The sequence below is a fragment of the Paenibacillus sp. JT31N11 genome, from assembly GCF_056269285.1.
In genome coordinates, this window is the sequence record NZ_JBWDNQ010000029.1 from 1 (window position 1) to 20,297 (window position 20,297).

Here is a 20,297-nt window from a genome sequence, read left to right on the forward strand (position 1 = left end):
ATAGAGAGCGAGAGGTTCCGGATTACAAAAACATCCGGGTTCTGGAGCAGATAGAGAGCGACAGGTTCCGGATTACAAAAACATCCGGGTTCTGGAGCAGATAGAGAGCGACAGGTTCCGGATTACAAAAACATCCGGGTTCTGGAGCAGATAGAAAGCGACAGGTTCCGGATTAAAAAACATCCGGGTTCTGAAGCAGCGGAGCGAGCGGCGCTGGTTTCGATCCTGAATCTGCAACCGAACAAGACTCGGATCAATTACATGCTGCTGCGACGAATGGATACTCAATGGAGCATACAAAACATAAGGAATACCGTAAAGAGGAACCTTGTTGACACGAATAGGAGAGGGAAAATAAAGTTTTTTAATTGAAAATAAGTTCTTTAGCGTAAAATAAACAGCCCCGTTCAAATCGCTTCCGTGAATGAATTCGCTCTCAAGGCGGAAACAACTCATGCGTAGGCAGCAACCATTATTTATCGTTTATGTATTGAATCAATAAAGGCTATAGCATCAAACAATGTTAGGAGCCGCCAACCTGAACAGCCGCTTACTTTGCGTAGGCGGCTGTTTTTTGCGTTTCGAATGCGACAACGTTCATCACTTGTGGAATAGCGGCTCGATGAACACGTGAAAGAGTTTGTTTTTAATCTCTTCTGTTGAATAACCGCGATGCTGCCTTTGGAAAATATAAACGTCCGGACGCAGCGTCGCCATGATGGCATCCGCCATGAAAACAGCAACGAGGGCGAGCTTCTCGTTATTCGTCGCGAATTCGTTCAATAATCGGACGATAACGGAATGAATGGACTCGTAATGCTCCGAATAGAAAGGGACGTTTTGCTGCTTATCGCCGCCACTGTTCGCCTGAATGGCCGCCAGAACGGGAGAATGCGTCTCAAGCGATTCCAAATGATACAGAAGCACGGTTTCCAAACGATCTTTAATCGGGCTTGAGGTATGATCGCCTAAAAACGATTGGATCCGATCGTAGTTCTGGATGCAGCTTTCGCCGATGAGATCCCAGCACAATTCCCCTTTGTTCGTATAGCTTCGGAAAGAGTGCCTTGGCCGACTCCGGCTTCCCGTGCGATCTGACGCATGCTGACATGCTCGACCCCATATTCGGCGAACAAAGCGGCTGCCTTTTCTAAAATGATTTGTCTGCGTTCTTGCGCGTCTTTGCGAAGGTTTCTCTCCAACATTAAATTTCCCCCGTTTCCAAAGCATTATCCAGTTGACAACCGGACTTCGGTCCGGTTATATTGTTTAGCAAGCGGACCGCGGTCCACTAACGTGTTCGAATAACTGTTATTAGAACATATCTTATCCATCTTTTATAGGCGGGTGAATATTGCAGGGAATAGAGTCAAGGTCCGCGATCGCCAATTAGATTAGAGGAGGAAGTAAAATGTCAAATCGACAACAGCAAGCTAACCATAAGAAAATTGGTGTAGGTGTTATCGGTGCAAGTACGTCTAACCCTGGGTGGGCCGTCGCGGCGCACATCCCGGCGGTTCAAGCGCTGCCGGACTTTGAACTGGTCGCGCTGAGCACGAGCAACCGTGAATCTGCGGATGCAGCCGCCAAAGCGTTCGATGTTCCAGGATTCGATAATTACCAGGATCTGATTAATTATCCTGAAGTAGACCTTGTCGTAATCGCAATTAACGTGCAATACCATTACGATATCGCTCGTGCTGCGATCGAAGCGGGCAAAATGGTATATAGCGAATGGCCACTCGGCATGTCCACGGAACAAGCGCAAGACTTGGCGGACCGTGCTAAGGAGGCGGGCGTTCGAACGTTTATCGGACTGCAGGCGCGTTATTCTCCGGCGATCCAACACGCTCGTGATTTGATCGTTCAAGGTTATATTGGCGATGTGCTTGCGACTACGCTATCCGGAACGGCTTTAATCTGGGGACCCGTCACGATCCGGAAATTCGCTTATACGTACGATGTGAACTCAGGCGCGACCATGTTGGCGTCCGCAGGACTTCACGCCATCGACGGACTGAATTACGTACTCGGCGATTATGATAATGTGTCCGCGAAGCTGGAAGTTCGTCACCCCGAAGCTCAAATCGCAGACGATGGGACGACGATCAAAGTGACGGCTCCGGATCACATGGCCGTTATCGGCACACTTGAGAGCGGCGTGTTGGCGACGACCTTATACCGCAGCGGGACATCGCGAGACTTCGATTTGCGTTGGGAGATCATTGGTACGAATGGCGAGCTCGTCATCACCGCCGATTTCAACGGCAATATGCAAAATACCGAACTGAAATTGAGAGGCGGTAAAGGCGAAGACAAGACGCTCAGCGAGATCGTCATTCCAAGCCAATTCACCGAAGATATCAAAGCGATTCCCGAAGGACCGGCAAGGGCAAGCAATATCGGAAAATTTTATGCAAGCTTGGCTAGAGATCTTCGCGAAGGCACGAATGAAACGCCGGACTTCGCACATGCCGTCAAATGCCACCAGCTGTACGACACGATCATGGCGGCCTCCCGTACCGGAGTCGCGCAACAAGTAAACCACACGAACACGCACTAAAAATAACGGTTATGATGCGCCCGGAGAGGATAGGGGATGGGAATGTTCCACGTTCCTCCTCATCCGGCATGCATCCAGAAATCAGGAGGAAATAAGACGGAAATCGTGTGTCCATACTGTTGTATCGGAAAGCGGAAGTTCGAAGAAAGGTTAAAGAAGTTCGGGCATCGCGATTCGGTGGATATCGTGTACCGCAGCTTTGAACTTGATCCTCACATGGAAATTAACGTAAATGACGATATCTATGGGCTATCGGCCAAGAAATTCGGATCGACGAGAGCACATATGAAAGCTGTACATGACGATATCACAAAGCGAGCAGAACTTGAAGGCCTTACAATCCATTATGATACTGCGAAACACACGAACACGTTTAACGCGCACCGTCTACTGCATTATTCGGCGCAATTCGAAAAAACGAACGAATTGTTGGAACGGTTGTACAAAGCCTATTTTACCCGATTCCTTGCATATCGGGGACGTGAATACGCTTGTGGCGATTGCCCTAAAAGTCGGACTGGACGTCTCATAACATTTGATTGGGTTTATCTTGAGCGTTGAATTGCTGAAGTTGAATTTCAACTGCTGTACAGTACGTCTTTACAAGGGCATGGGACTGTTCCTCGCTGGCTCGGGCCGCAGGACATGACACAGTTTAACGCGCCATCCAGGGGATCGGGCTTCTTGATGGGGATGGGCATATTCGGCGCAATCACCTGCATTCCGCTGTTCTCGCAAGCCGTTTTGGGTTCTGGAGGTTCTTTATCACTTCTAATTAGTGGTATATTTATTTAGAAGCGGATTAATAGACTTAAATCCGGGAGCAAGCTGCAAATAACCCATTTGGAGTTGGTGGAAGGAGGAGTGAAAATGAACTTTTCGAAACTGGAGGATTATCTGAATCGTTTTTACATGGAGAAAAACATTCCCGGCGTAGGTTTTGCAATGTATTACAAGCACAAGCCTGTCTTTGAGCACTATGCAGGATTTTCCGATGTAGAGAATCAAATCAAATTCGGACCCGATACGATTTTCAGGCTCTATTCAGCGACCAAAGTCATAACCTGTACGGCGCTCCTGCAATTGTACGAGGCTGGAACGTTTAAGCTCAGCGATCCGCTATATGCGTATATTCCCGAGTACAGGAACATGACCGTCCGGCACATACTGAAGGATGGGACGGAAGAAGTGCGTCCCGCGCAGAACAACATCACTATTGAGCATCTGTTTAGCATGACGGCAGGTCTTGATAAACGGGATACCGGGGAGACCCGAAAAGTTATCGAGGAATCAAACGGCGAGGGCAAAACGCTGGATGTTATCAAGGCGCTTGCCAAAGAACCGCTGATCTTCGAGCCGGGCACACATTTCAAATACGGTGCCTGCCATGATGTATTGGGTGCGCTTATCGAGGTGCTGTCGGGGAAGACCTTCGGGACCTATCTCAAGGAGAATATTTTTGACAGGATCGGCATGAGTGAGACTTCTTTTGCTCTGAAGGATGAGAAGCGCTTTTGTAAGCTTTACAATAATTTCAACGGAAAAACGCATACTGCAAAGAGCATAGGGGAGACATTTGTCCTCCAACCAGGCAGGGCTTATGAGAGCGGCGGCGGCGGACTCTACTCTACCGTAGCCGATTACATCTTGTTTGCCGAGGCGTTATGCAATTATGGCTTGGCGTCAAACGGCGAGCGCATCCTAAGAAAAGAGTCAGTCAATGAGATGAGGACAAAGCGCTTATGCCAAGAGGCGCAGCAGGATTTCGCCAAATTCGGCGGAGTGAGCAAGAACGGCTACAGTTATGGTCTTGGCGTACGGACGCTGGTGGATAGGGAGGAAAACAACTCTTTGAGCCAAAATGGCGAATTCGGCTGGGATGGCGCCCGCGGATGCTATGTTGTCATTGATCCGGAGGCAGAAGTGGCATTGTTCTATGCACAGCAAGAGGGAGGCTCGCCATGGTATCGCTGGCACGGGACGATACGAAATTACGCCTATGCCAGCGTCTGGGGAGATTAACCACTATAATATTGGTTATGAAAGCGGTTAACCAGTGCAGCAAGATGAGCAAAAGATCCCGTCAAACACAATATTACATAAAACAGGTTGGTGCCTTGACCGGGAGCCTGGGCTGCCTGTTGAAGCCATTAGGCAAATCTATCAAGGGATCAACAAAACAGGAAAAAACCTGAAAGAGGGCGTATCCAGATATACGCGCTCTTTTTTAGCGCAGTAGAATATATGGAATTTATTTACATTTAAAACAATCTCTCGTCTACTTCCATTTTATATAGTTTTGGAGCTTTTCTATCTTTCCAGGCAGAGGAGCTCTGACAGGGGGCTGTGTTTTTCGGTAACTTATGGCTTAATAAGGGAGGGAATATTTTAGTATAAGGAAGGAGATGGCCTTTGAAAATAGTCGGCTTTTGGCGAAGATCGATATTTATACGGCTTGTCCTTACCTTTCTGATCGTTATGGTACCGCTGTACGGGATCGGCATCAGTATGTACAAATGGGGCGTGACCGCGATCAAAAGGGAAATTCTCAATACAAAGGCAGCTCAGATGTCCTACTATCTGGATAAACTCGAAAAGGAGATTCAGGGACTCAAGCTGGTACAGTCTGATACGCTTTACAATGACGATATTAACCGGCTGGCCAATAGTGTTCCGTTCATGGACAATTACGAACGCGGCTATTATTTAAACAAGCTGCAGCAGAGGCTGAGTGCGATTAAAAACGGCAGTAATTACATTGAAAATGTAATCGCCTACATTCCATCCATAGGGCGGACAATTCCTGCAGAAGGCAGTATAGAAGATTTGCAGGAAACGGATTTGAAATGGATGACGTTCTTCGACAACTCGACTCCTTCGCAGTTGATTTATAGCGATAAGCAGCTGCTTCTTAACGCTTTTTTTCCGCCGAACTACATCAAGAAAAGCCCTCAGCCTTTATATGCTGTGCAGATCAAGCTATCCCTCCCTCGGCTCAAGGAGTCTCTGCAGCAATTCAACCTGAACGAGAATAGCGGCTCATTCCTTATGGATGCCCGCAAGCAATTGCTGATTTCAGACAACAGAGTAGCGCCAACTCAGGAACGTATCCGCGTGCTGGTAGGCATTTCCGACAGCGGCAGCGGTTCAATTACGATTACAGATGAGCGTTACCTTTATATTTACCGCACTTCATCCTATATGGGTCTTACACTGGTCAGCTATATTCCGGAAAGCTCTCTGTTTGCCGGGCTGGGAAAATACGAATTCTCGTTCTGGCTGCTTTCTGTAGCGGTACTATTGATCATTATTCTTTTTTCGCTGACGATTCTCCGCTTTATCAGGATGCCGCTGCATACACTGATCAGAGGGTTTAAACGGCTTGAAAACGGAGACATGGATTTCTCGATCGGTCATCGCTATGAAGATGAGTTTGGTTTTCTCTACGACAGATTCAATTCTATGCTCGGGCGGTTGCGATCGCTGATCGACCAGAACTATAAGCAGACCATCATGGTGCAGCGGGCGGAGCTGAAGCAGCTGCAAGCCCAGATAAACCCGCATTTTCTCTATAACAGTTTTTTTATCCTTTACACGATGACCAGGCGGGGCGAATATGAGCAATTAATGAAATTTCAGCTTCAGCTGGGGGAATATTTCCAATTTGTAACCCGAAATGCTTCGGATGAGGTAACTCTCGAGCAGGAAGTCAACCACGCGCGAACCTATTGCGACATACAGTCGATGCGATTCTCCAACAGAATTCAGGTGGAGTTCGCCGAGCTGCCGCCGGTCTATGCAAACGTAATTGTGCCGCGGTTAATTCTGCAGCCCATTATTGAGAACGCTTTCGAGCATGGATTGGAGAATCTGGAAGAGAACGGTCTGCTGAGAGTCCGGTTCCTTCCGGAGAAAGACGGGTTGCTCATTGAGGCAGCGAACAACGGAGCGCCAATGACAGACGAACAGCTCCGCAAATTCGAGTCCGATATAGAATCGAACGAACACGCGGAAGTCACAGGCTTGAGCAATATACACCGGCGGATCAGGCTGCTTCTCGGGAACGGGTGCGGTCTCAGCATTGCAAGCGGCGAGTTCGGTGTCGTGGTAACGATCCGGCTGGCAACAATCTGAACAAGAAGGGGGATTCCGATGTATACGCTTTTGATAGTCGATGATGAACCAATTATCGCCGACGGCTTGTATGAAGATTTCAAAGATTGCGGTGAATGGGAAATGGATGTGCATCGCGTCTATTCCGGGAAGGGAGCGCTCGAGCTATTGGGCCGGATGAAAGTCGATATTATCATTTCGGATATTCGTATGCCTGGCCTGGATGGAATCGGATTGCTTCATCATGTTAGAAGCAATTGGCCATCCTGCCGTGTGATCTTTTTAACCGGTTATAAGGAGTTTGACTACGCGCATCGCGCCATGGAGAACGGTGCAGTCCGATATATTCTGAAAACGGAAGGGTATGGCAAGGTAAGAGAGGCCGCTCGGCAGACCATCGCGGAGATTGAACGGTCGCTTCGTGACGAAGCGCTGATTGCCGAGGCGGAAGAAAGGCTTCAGGTGTTGAACGAGATGATGCTGCAGGACATGCTGGCAGCCGCGCTGTGCGGAGAGATGGAGCCCGGTTCCGCCATTGCCGAAGAGCTGATGCGGATCGGCTTGCCTCTCAATCCCTTCAAGCCGGTCTGGATGGCTGTATGCCGATTCGACACGCCATTCTCGCCGGTACCGTCAGGATATATGGCCAGGAAGGCATCAGTCGAAACGATCCGTCTGATTGCCGAGCAGTATTTTTCGCCACTTGTGGAGAGCGTCATGACCGCTTCCGGTTCGAATCTGATGGCATGGCTCCTGCAGGCGAAAAATACAAGCAACGGGTCTGAATTCTCCGGCAATCGGGATGAGCAAATCGGACTGTTCATCCGCGGAACGCTCGAAACCATCCAGAGGGCAGCAAAGGAAACGACGGAGCGGACGGTTTCGTTTGCGGTCTGCACGGAGACTATTGAATGGGAGCGGATTGCGGAAGCGTATCAATCGCTCGCGCTCCTTCTTGACTACCGGTTGGGCGCAGGTACGGAGATGCTTCGTACCGATAAGCAGGAGACCCGCTCCCAGGATATCGTTACCAAAGTCAAAGTCTATATTGACGCGCATCTTCACGAGGATATTTCTCTTGTGAGGCTTGCGGATCTAGTTCATTTCAATCCGACCTATCTGTCCCGCTTCTTTAAACAACAAACCGGTCTTAACCTTTCCGAATTCATCCAGACTGTCCGCTTAGACCGGGCCAAGCAGCTGCTGGCCGATTCCGAGAACCGCATCCACGACATAGCAGCATCGCTCGGTTATGGTTCCGCTTCGAACTTTGCCCGTTCCTTCAAGAAGTTGACGGGTCTCGCCCCACAGGATTACAGAGATGCATTTTGCAGGTAAACAAATGAATGGAGCGTAAAGAAATGATGATATGAAAACGCTTTAATCTTTTCTATAATGAAAACACGGTGGCCACTGTAAATAATGATTAAAGGGGAACGAGCATGGAAAAGAAATCTTCATACACAAAAATTTTCCTGATTGCTGTCCTTACGGCTGCAATTCTGGTTCTTACGGCCTGCGGAGATAACGCGACAACGAACAAAGAAAGCGATGATTCACCGCAAGCAAGCAATACATCGAACGACAACACGGGGGAAGCAGCCGTCTCTAATGCGGAAGACGCGAAGGGAATATACAGCCCTCCGATTACCGTTACATCGGTTATGGGCTTAAGCGATCAGGTCCAGAAAGCCGTCGCCATCAAGCCGGATGTTGCAAGCGACAACATATGGACCCGAGGCTATGAGAAGGAATTGGGAATCAAGGTTAACTACCTCTGGACGGTACCCGGGGCACAGATGGAACAAAAAATGAACGTGGCGATTTCTGCAAATGATTTGCCGGACATCATCCCTGCCAACTCACGTCAATTCAAGATGCTGGTTGATACGGGTGTGGCCATGGATATTACGAAACTGTTTGATCAGTACGCCTCCGATTTTACAAAGGAAATGATGGAAGCCGACAAGCAAATCGGTTTAAATCAGGCTACTGTGGAAGGCAAACTGATGGGTCTCCCGCAACTGAATGGGGCTATTGATGCAGCATCGATGATTTGGATCCGGACGGATTGGCTGAAAAATCTCGGTCTGGAGCCTCCAAAGACAATGGACGATGTAATGAAAATCGCGGAGGCGTTCACTAAAAACGATCCGGACCAGAACGGAGTCAATGATACCTACGGACTTGGGCTCGTGAAGGACTTGATGGGCGGTTTTGCCGGGCTTGACGGTTTCTTCGAGGGCTATCACGGTTACATTAACGGGTGGATAGATGACGGAACGGGCAATCTTGTCTTTGGGGGGATACAGCCGCAAATCAAGAGCGCACTCGCCAAGGTGGCGGAACTGTACAAGAACGGATATATCGACAAGGAATTTTCCGTCAAAGACACCGCAAAGGTCGCAGAGTCGGTAACGGCTGGCAAAGTCGGAATGCAATTCGGCCAGCATTTCAACCCGTTCTACCCGCTGCAGGATGCGAAGAACAAGGACCCGAAAGCGGATTGGCAGGCGTTCCCGGTTGTCTCTGCAGACAGTGAGCCCGCTAAGCCGATGATTAACGGCTCTGCAGGCACGTTCTACGTCGTCAATAAGAATATGAAAAATCCGGAAGCAGCGATCAAGCTTTACAATTATTTCTATGCCAAAGACCCGGCGATCAGCCCGGAATTCGATCCCGCTTATCACGGTAAGAACGGCGAGCTCGAAAAAGCGCCGGATCAAAGCTTTCAATTGGCCACTATGTCGACGTTCTACCCGCAGCAGAACCTGTTCATCCATCAGAGCGTGAACAAGTATTTCAAGGAAAAGGATCAATCGGTCTTGGAGAATTACTGGGTCAAGGATAACGTGGAACAGATCGAGAAGTACAAGGCTGGCGATAATAAGCTCTGGAGCGCCTACGCTTGGGCGGGCCCAGACAACAGCGCATTCAACGTGATCGACTACTACGACAAGAATAGTCTGTTTTTGCAAAACGGCTACATCAAAACCGATACGGACTCGACTACTCAAAAGGGAGCGACGCTTAAGCAGATGCGCGACGAGACATTCACAAAAATCATTATGGGAACGGCGCCCGTCGATGAATTCGACGCTTACGTGATGAAATGGAAGAAGCTCGGCGGGGACGACATTACCAAAGAAGTCAACGCAGCCAAGTAAGGTCAACGAAGCCGGTTGGGTGGATGAATTCAATCCTTCAACCGGCTACAAATAGAACGGGGAGTGTAAAGGGAATGGCGATTAGACAAACCGCGGCTCAAATCGGCGGTTATACCAAACGTGCGCGTGCCGCAGCGAAATTCAGGCAGCAGATTCCAATGCATCTCATGCTGCTCCCATGCATTCTGCTGGTCGCGGTCTTCAGCTACTATCCGATGGTTGGCATACTGATCGCATTTCAAAACTACAATCCGACGAAAGGGTTCTTCAATTCGAAGTTCGTCGGCCTCGAGAATTTTAACTATGTTTATGCGATGCCGGAGACGATGCAGGTGCTCTGGAATACGATCTTTATCGCGCTGCTAAAGATCATTTTCGGGCTGCTCGTACCCGTCATATTTGCGATATTGCTTGATATGGTCCGCCGCAGCTTCGTGAAGCGATCCATTCAGACGCTGATTTATATTCCGCACTTTTTGTCCTGGGTCATTCTGTCGGGCATCCTGGTTGACATTTTGTCCCCGACTGACGGCATCATCAGCTTCATGCTGAAAGGAATGGGGATCGAACCTGTTTTTTTCCTGGCAAACGAGAAAATATTCCCTTATATCCTGGTCGTTACCGATGTTTGGAAGGAGTTCGGCTACGGGACGATTATTTATCTGGCGGCGATCACTTCCATTAACACCTCGCTCTACGAGGCTGCCGTCATGGACGGCGCCAGCCGTTTCCGCCAAGTACTGCATGTCACCATTCCGGGTATCATGCCCATCGTTGTGCTGATGGCGACGCTCAGTCTCGGCAATGTGCTGAACGCAGGCTTCGAGCAAGTGTTCAACCTGTACAGCCCTGTCGTATACAAGACCGGCGACATTCTGGACACGTTTGTTTACCGGATCGGATTGCTGAACAGCCAATATGGCGTTGCTACCGCGGTCGGGCTGTTCAAATCAGTCGTTTCGTTTGTTTTCATCGTCGCGGGCTACAAGCTTGCCTCCAAATTCGCAGGCTATCGCATTTTCTGACAAAGGAGCGTGCAGCATGCATCACCAAACGTTCGGCGGCAAAGTATTCGAAGGCGTAAATTATCTACTCCTTGCTGTCAGTGCGCTGCTATGTATTTTTCCGATTATCCACGTGTTGGCCGTGTCCTTCAGCAGCAGTACCGCAGCTGCTGCCGGGGAGGTGACGCTATGGCCTGTCGACATTAACCTAAGCTCTTATAAATATGCGCTTAATAATCCGCAGTTTCTCACCTCCTTCCTTGTAACGCTGGAGCGTGTGGCGCTCGGCGTTTCTGTCAATATGCTGTTAACTATTTTCGCGGCCTACCCCTTGTCAAAGGAACGCGGTGACCTGTATGGTCGGAATGTTTATTCGTGGTACCTGTTTATCACGATCATTTTCAGCGGCGGACTCATTCCCTGGTATATGACGGTTAAGCAGCTTGGCCTGCTGGACTCGGTGTGGGCGCTGATTCTGCCGGGTGCGGTCCCTGTATTCAACGTCATCATTTTGCTTAACTTTTTCCGCCAGCTCCCGAAGGAAATCGGCGAATCGGCCTTCATCGACGGCGCGGGTCATTGGACCATTCTAAGTCGAATTTATTTGCCGCTTTCGAAGCCGGCTCTTGCGACATTAGTGCTCTTTACCTGTGTAGGGCACTGGAACTCCTGGTTTGACGGGCTGATACTGATGAGCTCGCCGGATCATTATCCACTGCAATCCTATCTGCAGACGATCATCGTCAACCGCGATATGTCCCTGTTTACGACCGCCTCGCAGGAGGAACTCAAGACGTTGTCCCAGGTGTCCGACCGCACATTGAAATCGGCGCAGATTTTTATCGCGGCCGCCCCGATTCTGGCCGTGTATCCGTTTCTTCAGAAGTATTTTATGAAAGGTATTGTACTCGGCAGCGTGAAGGGTTGACGCCAGTTTGGCAACTATTGCTTTTCATACGTTTATATCAGGAGGGCTTCTCATGAAGAACATGAATAACTATGATGTAGCCGCTTATGTCTGGCCGGCTTATACGGGGGACGAACCCAGAACCAGGATGTTCTGGCCCGAAGGAATCGGAGAGTGGCAGTCCGTCAAAAATGCCGTGAGAAAATTTCCGGAACACGATTGGCCGAGGAAACCTTTATGGGGATATGTCAATGAAGCGGATCCTTATGTGATGGAAATGCAAATTAATGCTGCGGCAGACCACGGAGTCAATGTGTTTATCTATGATTGGTATTGGTATGACAAGCGGCCTTTCCTGGAGCAGTGTTTAAATAACGGCTACTTGAAAGCGCGAAACAATGACAGGGTTAAATTTTACTTGATGTGGGCGAATCACGACGTCAATCATACATGGGATATCCGGCTTTCTCATATGCAGGATACGGTCATTTGGGAGGCGTCGGTGGACCGGCCCGAGTTCGAACGAATTGCCAGCCGGTTGATCGCCGATTATTTCAAGCACCCTTCCTACTACACCATCGACGGCAAGCCTGTATTTATGATTTACGATCTGGCAAATTTAATGAAGGGCTTGGGAGGAGCAAGCGCAACCAAAGACGCGTTCGAATGGTTCCGAAACCGGGCGGTAGAGGAAGGGCTTCCGGGACTTCATCTTCAATTGACCCTATGGAGCGAGATGAGTTTCAATCTTAGCGGCGTCGATGGCGGCAAAGAGGCAACGACAAGCGAAGTTGTCACTCTGCTGGGATTTGACAGCTTGTCCCACTATCAGTTTGTGCATTTTGCAAATATCGACAGAGACTATGATGACATTATGAAGGATGTCGTTCAGGAATGGCAGCGTATTGACCAAACCTATGACATTCCTTATTTCCCGCATATTTCAATCGGATGGGACAACAATCCGCGATTTCAGGAATTCCGTCCCGGCATTGTGAAGCAGAACACACCGGACAATGTGCAAAAGGCGCTTCAGCTGGCCAAGCAATATGCCGACAGTCATCCAGGTCAACGTCCATTGATCTCCATTAACAGCTGGAACGAATGGACGGAAACCAGTTATCTTCAACCGGATGACCTATATGGGTACGGCTATCTTGAGGCAGTGAAGCAAACCTTCAAGAAGTAACAGGGCCAACTTCTATTAAATAGAAGTGATGTGGCAGAGAGAGTGTCAAACTTCCTTTATAAGGTAATTCTCGGTGGTTTCACACCTACTTTTTTCGTGTTTTCAAGCGACGCGTCGAACTCAATTAATTCAACAAAGCAGCTGGTTCCAGACTTTTTTATCACGTGACAGAGGCAGCCGGGTTCAACCGGCTGCCTTTTTGGCGCGCGCGATTGGGCAGCATTCCTGGGGAATGGTTTTGGATATCGAGATGGGATAGGCCTTGGACTTACGAAGGTCTGCAGGTAAGCTTTTACGGCAACGAAGTTTACGACCGGCATGGTCCGGGGCTGCATAGAGCTCCTGCCGGGCACTGGGAAATGATTGTCGAATGTGCTGATGTTTTGATATACTGACCATAACTTTCTTGAAGGACGTCTCTCGTGGGCTGCACAATCAGCCTCGCGGTTAAGAAGAGACGTCTTTTTTCCACCTTACAGGAATCTATTTAATCAATTCATAGAGTTTTGGAGGCGCATTCATTGAACCGCAGCTTATTGACCAGGCTATCCCTGAAGAAGCGGCTTCTCATCATTATTCTGACCAGCTCGCTTATCCCGTTGGCCTTAATTGGAACTCTTTCATACTATAAAATGTATTCCATGCTGGACAACAAAATCGAGTCAGGCGTGCAAAATAACTTGCAGCAGGTTGAACTTTCGCTGGAGAACACGTTATCCAACCTGAATCATGTTACACAGCAGCTAGCATTTAACGGAAGTATTGGACAAGATTTACAAAACTATCTGGATACAGCGGATGTATATGAAAAATCGCGTTTAGAGAAGGAGCTCGTCAATGAGCTCAATATTATCAACTTTGCCAATCCGTCGATCGGGCTGACCTTCTATTATTTTAAGAACGACCATCGCTTTTTATTTGAGAACTTCCCGATCAAAAAAGATTTTGATTTGGACAGCTTGCCCATTCTGCAGCAGTATGACAGCATCACTTATTATGGTCCGCACAAAGCCAGCAACCGGTTTGACGACAATAACGTCATCTCCGTCTTCCGGCAGGCCAATATCCCGGATCGGGACGATGTGTACGTTTATATTGAAACCGGATTCAAATTTGCCGAGAAAATATTGGAGAGCAGCCAGGATGGCATGCAGGTCGACCATCTGATCGTCAATGATCAGGGTTTGGTCAGCTACAGCGAGAATCCGGCTGATTTTCCTGTCGGCACGATGTATCCGGACGAGAATGTACCGGGCAAATCCTTGAAGCATAAGGGATATTATTTATTTCGGAATGTCAGCAATCAGGGCTGGAGCGTTGTTTCCGTCATCCCGCAGTCGGAGTACAGCAAGGAAATATCGGAATGGATCAAGCAGTTTGCCGGCTTCTCCCTATTGTCGATTGCCGTCAGTCTGCTGCTTGGCTGGCTGCTCTGGCGGATGGTGTACGTGCCTCTTACAAAATTCAATAAAGAGATCATGCAGCTGACAAACAAAAACTTTCATTCTGAGATTAAGACTTCGCAAATTCCCGAGTTCGATCATTTGCTGCATCAATTTTGGAACATGCGCAGGCGGATCTGGGAGCTGCTTGCCGAAGTAGAGCAAAAGGAGAAACGAAAAGCCGACCTTGAGGTCGAAAAGCTGATGTACCAGATCAATCCGCATTTTCTCTATAACACGCTCGATACGGTTTGCTGGCTTGCGCGCCTGAACGGCCAGGACGAGATCGACGGTCTCGTTACGTCACTCAATAAGCTGCTCCATTACAATCTGGACAAGCAGGGTCAAGAAACGACGATCCGGCAGGAGATCGGCGCCCTGAAGGAGTATTTGAATTTGCAGCAGATACGCTATGATTTTCGCTTTGGCGTGGAAATTGATGCTGACGCAACCATCGAAAATCTGGACATTCCCAAGTTTATTCTGCAGCCTCTTGTGGAGAACGCCTTATATCACGGATTGGGAGACGATGGGGTGATACAGGTGCGGGTCAGCCTGGAAGGATCGTCCCATGTCGTCCTCTCGGTAACCGATAACGGAATCGGATTATCCGGGGAGACCATTCATAAGCTGCTTCATAATGAGCGCGGCGAGAATAAGAAGATGGGGTTTGGCATCGGTATCAATTACGTCAAGCGCGTGCTTTCATCGCGATATGGATCGGAAGCCGTAATACAAATGAAAAGCAACGAGAGCGGAGGTACCACCGTTCTGCTTCGCATTCCTTTACAAAAGGCTGGTGTTTGAGATGAACGTATTGATCGTGGATGATGATAAATTGGTCCGCAAAGGGCTGATGGTTCTGATGCCCTGGGGGCAATTCGGGCTGCAGGTTATCGGAGAAGCGGCTAATGGCGAGGCAGCCCTTCAATTTCTGCAGAATAATGATGTCCATATGCTCGTTACCGATTTGGCCATGCCGGTCATGTCGGGCATCGAATTAATGCGCACCGTCCGCATCCGCTTCCCGGATATTTGGTTGATCGTCCTGACCTTCCATCAGGATTTCGAATATATTCAAGAATCGCTACGGCTCGGCGCAATCGACTATATCGTGAAGACGCAGCTGGAAAAAGAGAAAATGGAGGATGTGCTTGCGCGCATTATGGGGAGGATTGCCGAAGAAACCGGGAAACGTCCGCCAGCGAGCCGGTTCCTGCCGGAGGAGAACGAGAAGCTTCAATTTCAGAGCGGGACCGGTCTTGTTTTATTATCCCTGACTCCCCGGCAGGACAGCGATTGGACTAGACGGCTGCCGGTTAGGCCGGGAGACTATATGACGGAAGTGGAACAGGATTTATGGCTGTGGGTCCAAGGCGATAGCGCTGCCTTGTCGCTGCAGGGTGAGGATTTGCCGGAACGGCTGCAGGTCGAGCCCGATATTGTCCTGATACGACTGCCTGATATTGAGGGCTTCGACAGAGGAGAGGCCGTCAAATGGCTGAGGGAGTTCCGCAACCGGGGATTGTTGTACGAATTGGAGGCGGGTAAGCGGTTGTACAATATATCTATTGTATCGGAGCAGGAGAACTGGCCGATCGTGTTCGAAGACGATGTGCGTGAAATGCATAAACGGTGGTCATCGCTCAGCTGGGTAAACAATGATCCGGTATTCAACGAGTGGTTGACTGATCTGAAGCTGATGCGGCTGCCGAAGGAGAGGCTGGAGAGTATCTTCTACTCCGCTGTCCGGGAATGGGAACGGACGCTCTCCGCCGATACGATATCCGGAAGCCACCGGATCGGCAGCTTATTGTATTGGTACGAGTGGGAGGAATGGCTCCGCGAGACGCGGCGGAGCATGATCGATTTAACGAATAAATCGATGTACTCCGGGTCGATCGTGGACAGCATTCTCAAGGCGGCCGACTTGATTGCACAGGATATTACGCTGCAAACCGGTCTTGTCGAAATGGCCAGCACGGTTCACATGAGCCGCAGCTATTTCAGCCAATGCTTCAAGGATATTATCGGGAAGCCCTTCAATGAATATGTCCGCGACCGGCGGATTGCCAAAGCGGAGGAGCTGCTCGGACAGACGGGAATCCCGATCGTGATGATCGCGGAGAGAACCGGTTACCCGAATGAAAAATATTTCAGCCGGTTATTCCGCGAGCAGACGGGTCTGACGCCAAGCGAATACCGCCAGAAGCAGCGGGGTGCACTATCATCCAAAAAATAGCCATGAATCATCTTTTAGATAGGGATAGAGGACGTATATATAAGTACGATCGTATACGAGATTATGGACGCTTGAGCTCCCGACGGGAGTTTTTTTCTTTTATAATGAAAACGCTAGCAAAATATTCAATCCAAAAAAGGGTGGGAGAATATGAAAGTTGTGAAAATGCTCGGCCTTGTGTTGGCCGCCTCTCTTGTTTTTGCGGGATGCAGCAGCAATAACGCCTCAGATACAAACACGGGAGGGCAGCAAGCATCCGACAATACGCCTGTGGATCCGTTTCGTTTGCCTGAGCCGGTAGAGATCCAGATCATCAAGTCCGTCCTTCCGGACCTGACCATGAAGGAAGGCGAGACGATCGAGGACAATGAGTATACCCGATATGTGTTCGACAAAACGAACATTAAAACCAAGGTCATGTGGTACGCTTCTTCGACCGATTATGATCAAAAAATGCAGCTGGCCGTCGCAAGCAACGACATGCCCGACATGATGGTGGTGGATGAGAAGACATTCCGCGCCATGGCGGCATCGGATCAGCTTGAAGATTTGACGGATGTGTACGAGAAATACGTGACGCCGGAAATCCGGAAGTTTTACCAGGCTACCGACAACAAGGTAATCGATGCCGCGACCTACGGCGGGAAATTGCTGGCGCTGCCGAGCGTAGGCATTCAAGCCGATGCCCCTTCCATGCTCTGGGTCCGTCAGGATTGGCTGGACAAGCTGGGCCTTCAGCCGCCCAAGAACATTGAGGAATTGAGGGCCGTGCTCAAAGCGTTCGTGGAGAAGGATCCTGACGGAAACGGCACCGCCGACACGATCGGCTTAACCGGCAACAATGTGACGCTCTCCGCCCAGGGCGGCGGCCTGCATGATTTCAAAGGAATCTTCAATGCATTCAATTCGTATCCCTTGACCTGGGTAAAGGATGAAGCAGGCAATATCGTATATGGCTCGACGATGCCTGGAGCCAAGGAAGCGCTGAGCGTTATCCGCGATATGTACAAGGAAGGTCTTATCGATAAGGAATTCGCGCTGAGGAAAAGTCCGGATGAGCTTGTAGCCAGCGGCAAAGGAGGCGCGTTCTTCGGCCCCTGGTGGACGCCCTGGGCGCTGACCGCCTCAGTAAAGAATGACCCGAAAGCGGATTGGCGGGCTTACATGATTGGGGATAAGGACGGCAATTACAATATCTCGTCACTGCCTGCAGCCCAGTCTTACCTTGTCGTCAAGAAAGGCTTCAAGCATCCGGAAGCGGCTGTCGTCTATGCCAACATGTATGATCAGGTGTCGCATACTCCGGATGAGAAGGCCAAGAATCTGATCGTCGGACATTCCCTGTGGCCGCTTACGATGATTACGGATTACCCTGATGCCGCAACGAAAAAACACGAGCTGCTTCTCGATGCATTGGCAGGCAAGGTGAAGCCGGAAGAATTGGACGGGGAAATGCAATTGGTATACGAGCAGGCGCTCAAGGATAAGGCAAATCCCAAAGCGAATGCCGACGATTGGGCAGCGCCCCAGGCTTATTTGGTAGGAGCGGGCGTACTGGAGCTGGAAATGAATGCGATCGATCCCGTATTCAGCGCTTCAACCAAAACGATGGAGCGGCGGTGGGCCAACCTGCAGAAGCTGGAAAACGAAACGTTCTATAAAATCGTGCTGGGCAGCCTGGATTTGGATGCGTTCGATAAGTTCGTGGAGGACTGGAAAGCCGAAGGCGGCGATACGATTATTAAAGAGATTGCGGAAGAAATACAGAAATAATCCAATGGATTGCATAAAGCGCCAAGGATTGACCGGCGCTTTATGTCCCTCTGCTGTTTCTTCAGGAAATGAGGCGTTAATAGAATGAAGCATAATACTTTTCAGAAGCACTACCACATGATGTTATTGCCGGGAATGGTTCTGCTCATTATTTTTAGTGTCATTCCGATGGTCGGCATTGTGCTCGCCTTTAAGGATTTCAAAATGGGGCTGGGCTTTACGAAATCGCCCTGGGTCGGATTGGAAAACTTCAACTATTTATTTGATATGCGAGACAGCAAAACGATCTTTTTCAACACTATTAATATCGCTTTTTGGAAGATTGTCGCCAATAGTGTCCTGCCGTTGATTTTCGCCATTTTATTGAATGAAGTAAGGAAAGTAGCCTTCAAACGTTGGGTGCAGACGATCGTCTATTTGCCGCACTTCTTGTCCTGGGTTATTTTATCCGGCATTATAATCGACCTTCTCTCGCTCGACGGGGTGGTTAATAATGCGCTTCAAGCTTTTGGCATGGAGCCTATTATGTTCCTTGGAAGCAATACCCTGTTTCCGTGGATTATCATATCAAGCGATGTTTGGAAGGAATTCGGTTTTAATGCGATTATCTACCTGGCTGCTCTGACCGGAATCAGCCTGACCTTATACGAAGCGGCTGAAATCGATGGCGCGTCATGGCTGCAAAAATTAAGACATGTTACGCTGCCGGGTATAGCACCGACCATCGTGCTTCTCGGAACGTTAAGCATCGGAAACATCTTGAATGCCGGATTCGATCAGATCTTCAATTTGTACAATCCGCTCGTGTATGACTCTGGCGATATCATCGATACGTACGTGTATCGCGTTGGTATTGTACAAGCCCAATTTGGTTTGGCGACTGCGGTTGGATTAATGAAATCGGTAATCGCATTGATCTTGATTTTCATCTCGTACCGGTTGGCCAGCAGATTTGCCAATTATCGCATCTTTTAACCAGAAAGGGGTGGCAAGCTCATGGTTCGGAACAAAACAGGGACGGCGCGTCTGTCACGAGGCACCTTATACCTCCTGATGACCGTTATAGCTGTTCTCTCATTGGCTCCGATTTTGTATACGGTCGCAGTATCCTTTAGTGATAAAGCGGCAGCGGCGGCGGGTAAAGTAACCTTGTGGCCCGTCGGTTTCAACACCTTTGCGTATGACACGATATTGAACGACAAAAATTTTCTCGGCTCTTTTTTCATATCCGTGAAGCGGGTGCTGGTAGGCGGCATCATCAATTTTGTGATAACGGTATCAATGGCATACCCGCTATCCCGTCAGGTTGCGGAATTTCGTTCCCGTGATCTGTACATGTGGTTCATCATTGTGACAATGCTGTTCAGCGGCGGGATCATTCCTCTCTATATTTTGATGAAATACTTGGGAATGTTCGACACCATTTGGGCTTTGGTGCTCCCGACTGCAGTACCGGTATTCAACGTTATTCTGCTGATGAATTTCTTCCGGAGCATTCCCAAGGAATTATCGGAAGCGGGCTATATCGATGGAGCAGGTCCATGGTACATGCTGATGAAGGTATTCATTCCGCTGTCCACGCCGGCGTTGGCCACAGTCACATTGTTCAGCATTGTCAGCCATTGGAATTCCTTTTTTGACGGTCTCGTATTTATGCGGAGTATGGATAAATATCCGCTTCAAACGTATATTCAACAGTTTGTCGTTCAAACGAATCTGCAAAATGTATCCTCGGCAGAAAAGATTGAAATGTTCAAAAGGCTGTCCAATCAAACGTTGAATGCGGCGAAAATCGTGATCGGCATGCTTCCGATTCTTCTTATTTATCCATTCCTGCAAAGATATTTTATTCACGGCATCATGCTCGGCTCAGTCAAGGAATAGAACGCCCAGGGAG

The 20,297-nt window shown here is 49.1% G+C and carries 16 protein-coding genes; 14 read left to right on the forward strand and 2 right to left on the reverse strand.

What is annotated here, in order from left to right; all coding sequences use genetic code 11:
- Positions 1 to 600: 600 nt before the first annotated feature.
- Positions 601 to 1,032: a hypothetical protein gene (locus tag AC0YNV_RS38650; RefSeq protein WP_475772811.1), complete on the reverse strand. Its 432-nt coding sequence runs from the start codon at positions 1,030 to 1,032 to the stop codon at positions 601 to 603.
- Complete coding sequence (locus AC0YNV_RS38655) at positions 969 to 1,205, reverse strand: TetR/AcrR family transcriptional regulator (RefSeq protein ID WP_475772777.1); 237 nt, start codon at positions 1,203 to 1,205, stop codon at positions 969 to 971. Before AC0YNV_RS38655 ends, AC0YNV_RS38650 begins: the two co-directional genes overlap by 64 nt.
- Positions 1,206 to 1,411: 206 nt before the next feature.
- Between AC0YNV_RS38655 and AC0YNV_RS38660 the strand changes: the two genes are divergently transcribed.
- The 14 genes from AC0YNV_RS38660 (at position 1,412) to AC0YNV_RS38725 (ending at position 20,284) form a co-directional block, all read left to right on the forward strand.
- Positions 1,412 to 2,563, forward strand: a complete 1,152-nt coding sequence (locus AC0YNV_RS38660) for a Gfo/Idh/MocA family protein (protein WP_475772778.1) — start codon at positions 1,412 to 1,414, stop codon at positions 2,561 to 2,563.
- Between the two features lie 42 nt (positions 2,564 to 2,605).
- Entirely contained in the window at positions 2,606 to 3,124 is a 519-nt protein-coding gene (locus AC0YNV_RS38665) for a DsbA family protein (protein WP_475772809.1), read from the forward strand.
- A gap of 309 nt (positions 3,125 to 3,433) precedes the next feature.
- Positions 3,434 to 4,585, forward strand: a complete 1,152-nt coding sequence (locus tag AC0YNV_RS38670) for a serine hydrolase domain-containing protein (protein ID WP_475772779.1) — start codon at positions 3,434 to 3,436, stop codon at positions 4,583 to 4,585.
- A gap of 390 nt (positions 4,586 to 4,975) precedes the next feature.
- Positions 4,976 to 6,697: a sensor histidine kinase gene (locus tag AC0YNV_RS38675; RefSeq protein ID WP_475772780.1), complete on the forward strand. Its 1,722-nt coding sequence runs from the start codon at positions 4,976 to 4,978 to the stop codon at positions 6,695 to 6,697.
- An 18-nt stretch (positions 6,698 to 6,715) separates the two neighbouring features.
- Positions 6,716 to 8,014, forward strand: coding sequence for a response regulator transcription factor (locus AC0YNV_RS38680; protein WP_475772781.1), 1,299 nt, complete (start codon positions 6,716 to 6,718; stop codon positions 8,012 to 8,014).
- 104 nt (positions 8,015 to 8,118) lie between these two features.
- Positions 8,119 to 9,843, forward strand: coding sequence for an extracellular solute-binding protein (locus AC0YNV_RS38685; protein ID WP_475772782.1), 1,725 nt, complete (start codon positions 8,119 to 8,121; stop codon positions 9,841 to 9,843).
- A 74-nt stretch (positions 9,844 to 9,917) separates the two neighbouring features.
- Entirely contained in the window at positions 9,918 to 10,868 is a 951-nt protein-coding gene (locus AC0YNV_RS38690; RefSeq protein WP_210044142.1) for an ABC transporter permease, read from the forward strand.
- 16 nt (positions 10,869 to 10,884) lie between these two features.
- Positions 10,885 to 11,775, forward strand: coding sequence for a carbohydrate ABC transporter permease (locus AC0YNV_RS38695; protein WP_475772783.1), 891 nt, complete (start codon positions 10,885 to 10,887; stop codon positions 11,773 to 11,775).
- A 52-nt stretch (positions 11,776 to 11,827) separates the two neighbouring features.
- Positions 11,828 to 12,943: a glycosyltransferase WbsX family protein gene (locus AC0YNV_RS38700; protein ID WP_475772784.1), complete on the forward strand. Its 1,116-nt coding sequence runs from the start codon at positions 11,828 to 11,830 to the stop codon at positions 12,941 to 12,943.
- 521 nt (positions 12,944 to 13,464) lie between these two features.
- A complete protein-coding gene (locus AC0YNV_RS38705; RefSeq protein ID WP_475772785.1) occupies positions 13,465 to 15,192 on the forward strand; it encodes a sensor histidine kinase in 1,728 nt (575 codons plus the stop codon).
- A 1-nt stretch (position 15,193) separates the two neighbouring features.
- On the forward strand, positions 15,194 to 16,627 hold the full coding sequence (locus AC0YNV_RS38710; protein ID WP_475772786.1) for a response regulator transcription factor: 1,434 nt from the start codon (positions 15,194 to 15,196) through the stop codon (positions 16,625 to 16,627).
- Positions 16,628 to 16,777: 150 nt separating this feature from the next.
- The gene (locus tag AC0YNV_RS38715; protein ID WP_475772787.1) at positions 16,778 to 18,400 is read left to right on the forward strand and encodes an extracellular solute-binding protein; all 1,623 of its coding nucleotides are present in this window, start codon (positions 16,778 to 16,780) and stop codon (positions 18,398 to 18,400) included.
- An 84-nt stretch (positions 18,401 to 18,484) separates the two neighbouring features.
- Positions 18,485 to 19,375, forward strand: coding sequence for an ABC transporter permease (locus tag AC0YNV_RS38720; protein WP_475772788.1), 891 nt, complete (start codon positions 18,485 to 18,487; stop codon positions 19,373 to 19,375).
- 21 nt (positions 19,376 to 19,396) lie between these two features.
- Positions 19,397 to 20,284 carry a carbohydrate ABC transporter permease gene (locus AC0YNV_RS38725; protein WP_475772789.1) on the forward strand — a complete coding sequence of 296 codons (888 nt, stop codon included), beginning with the start codon at positions 19,397 to 19,399 and terminating at the stop codon, positions 20,282 to 20,284.
- The last annotated feature ends 13 nt before the right edge of the window (positions 20,285 to 20,297 follow it).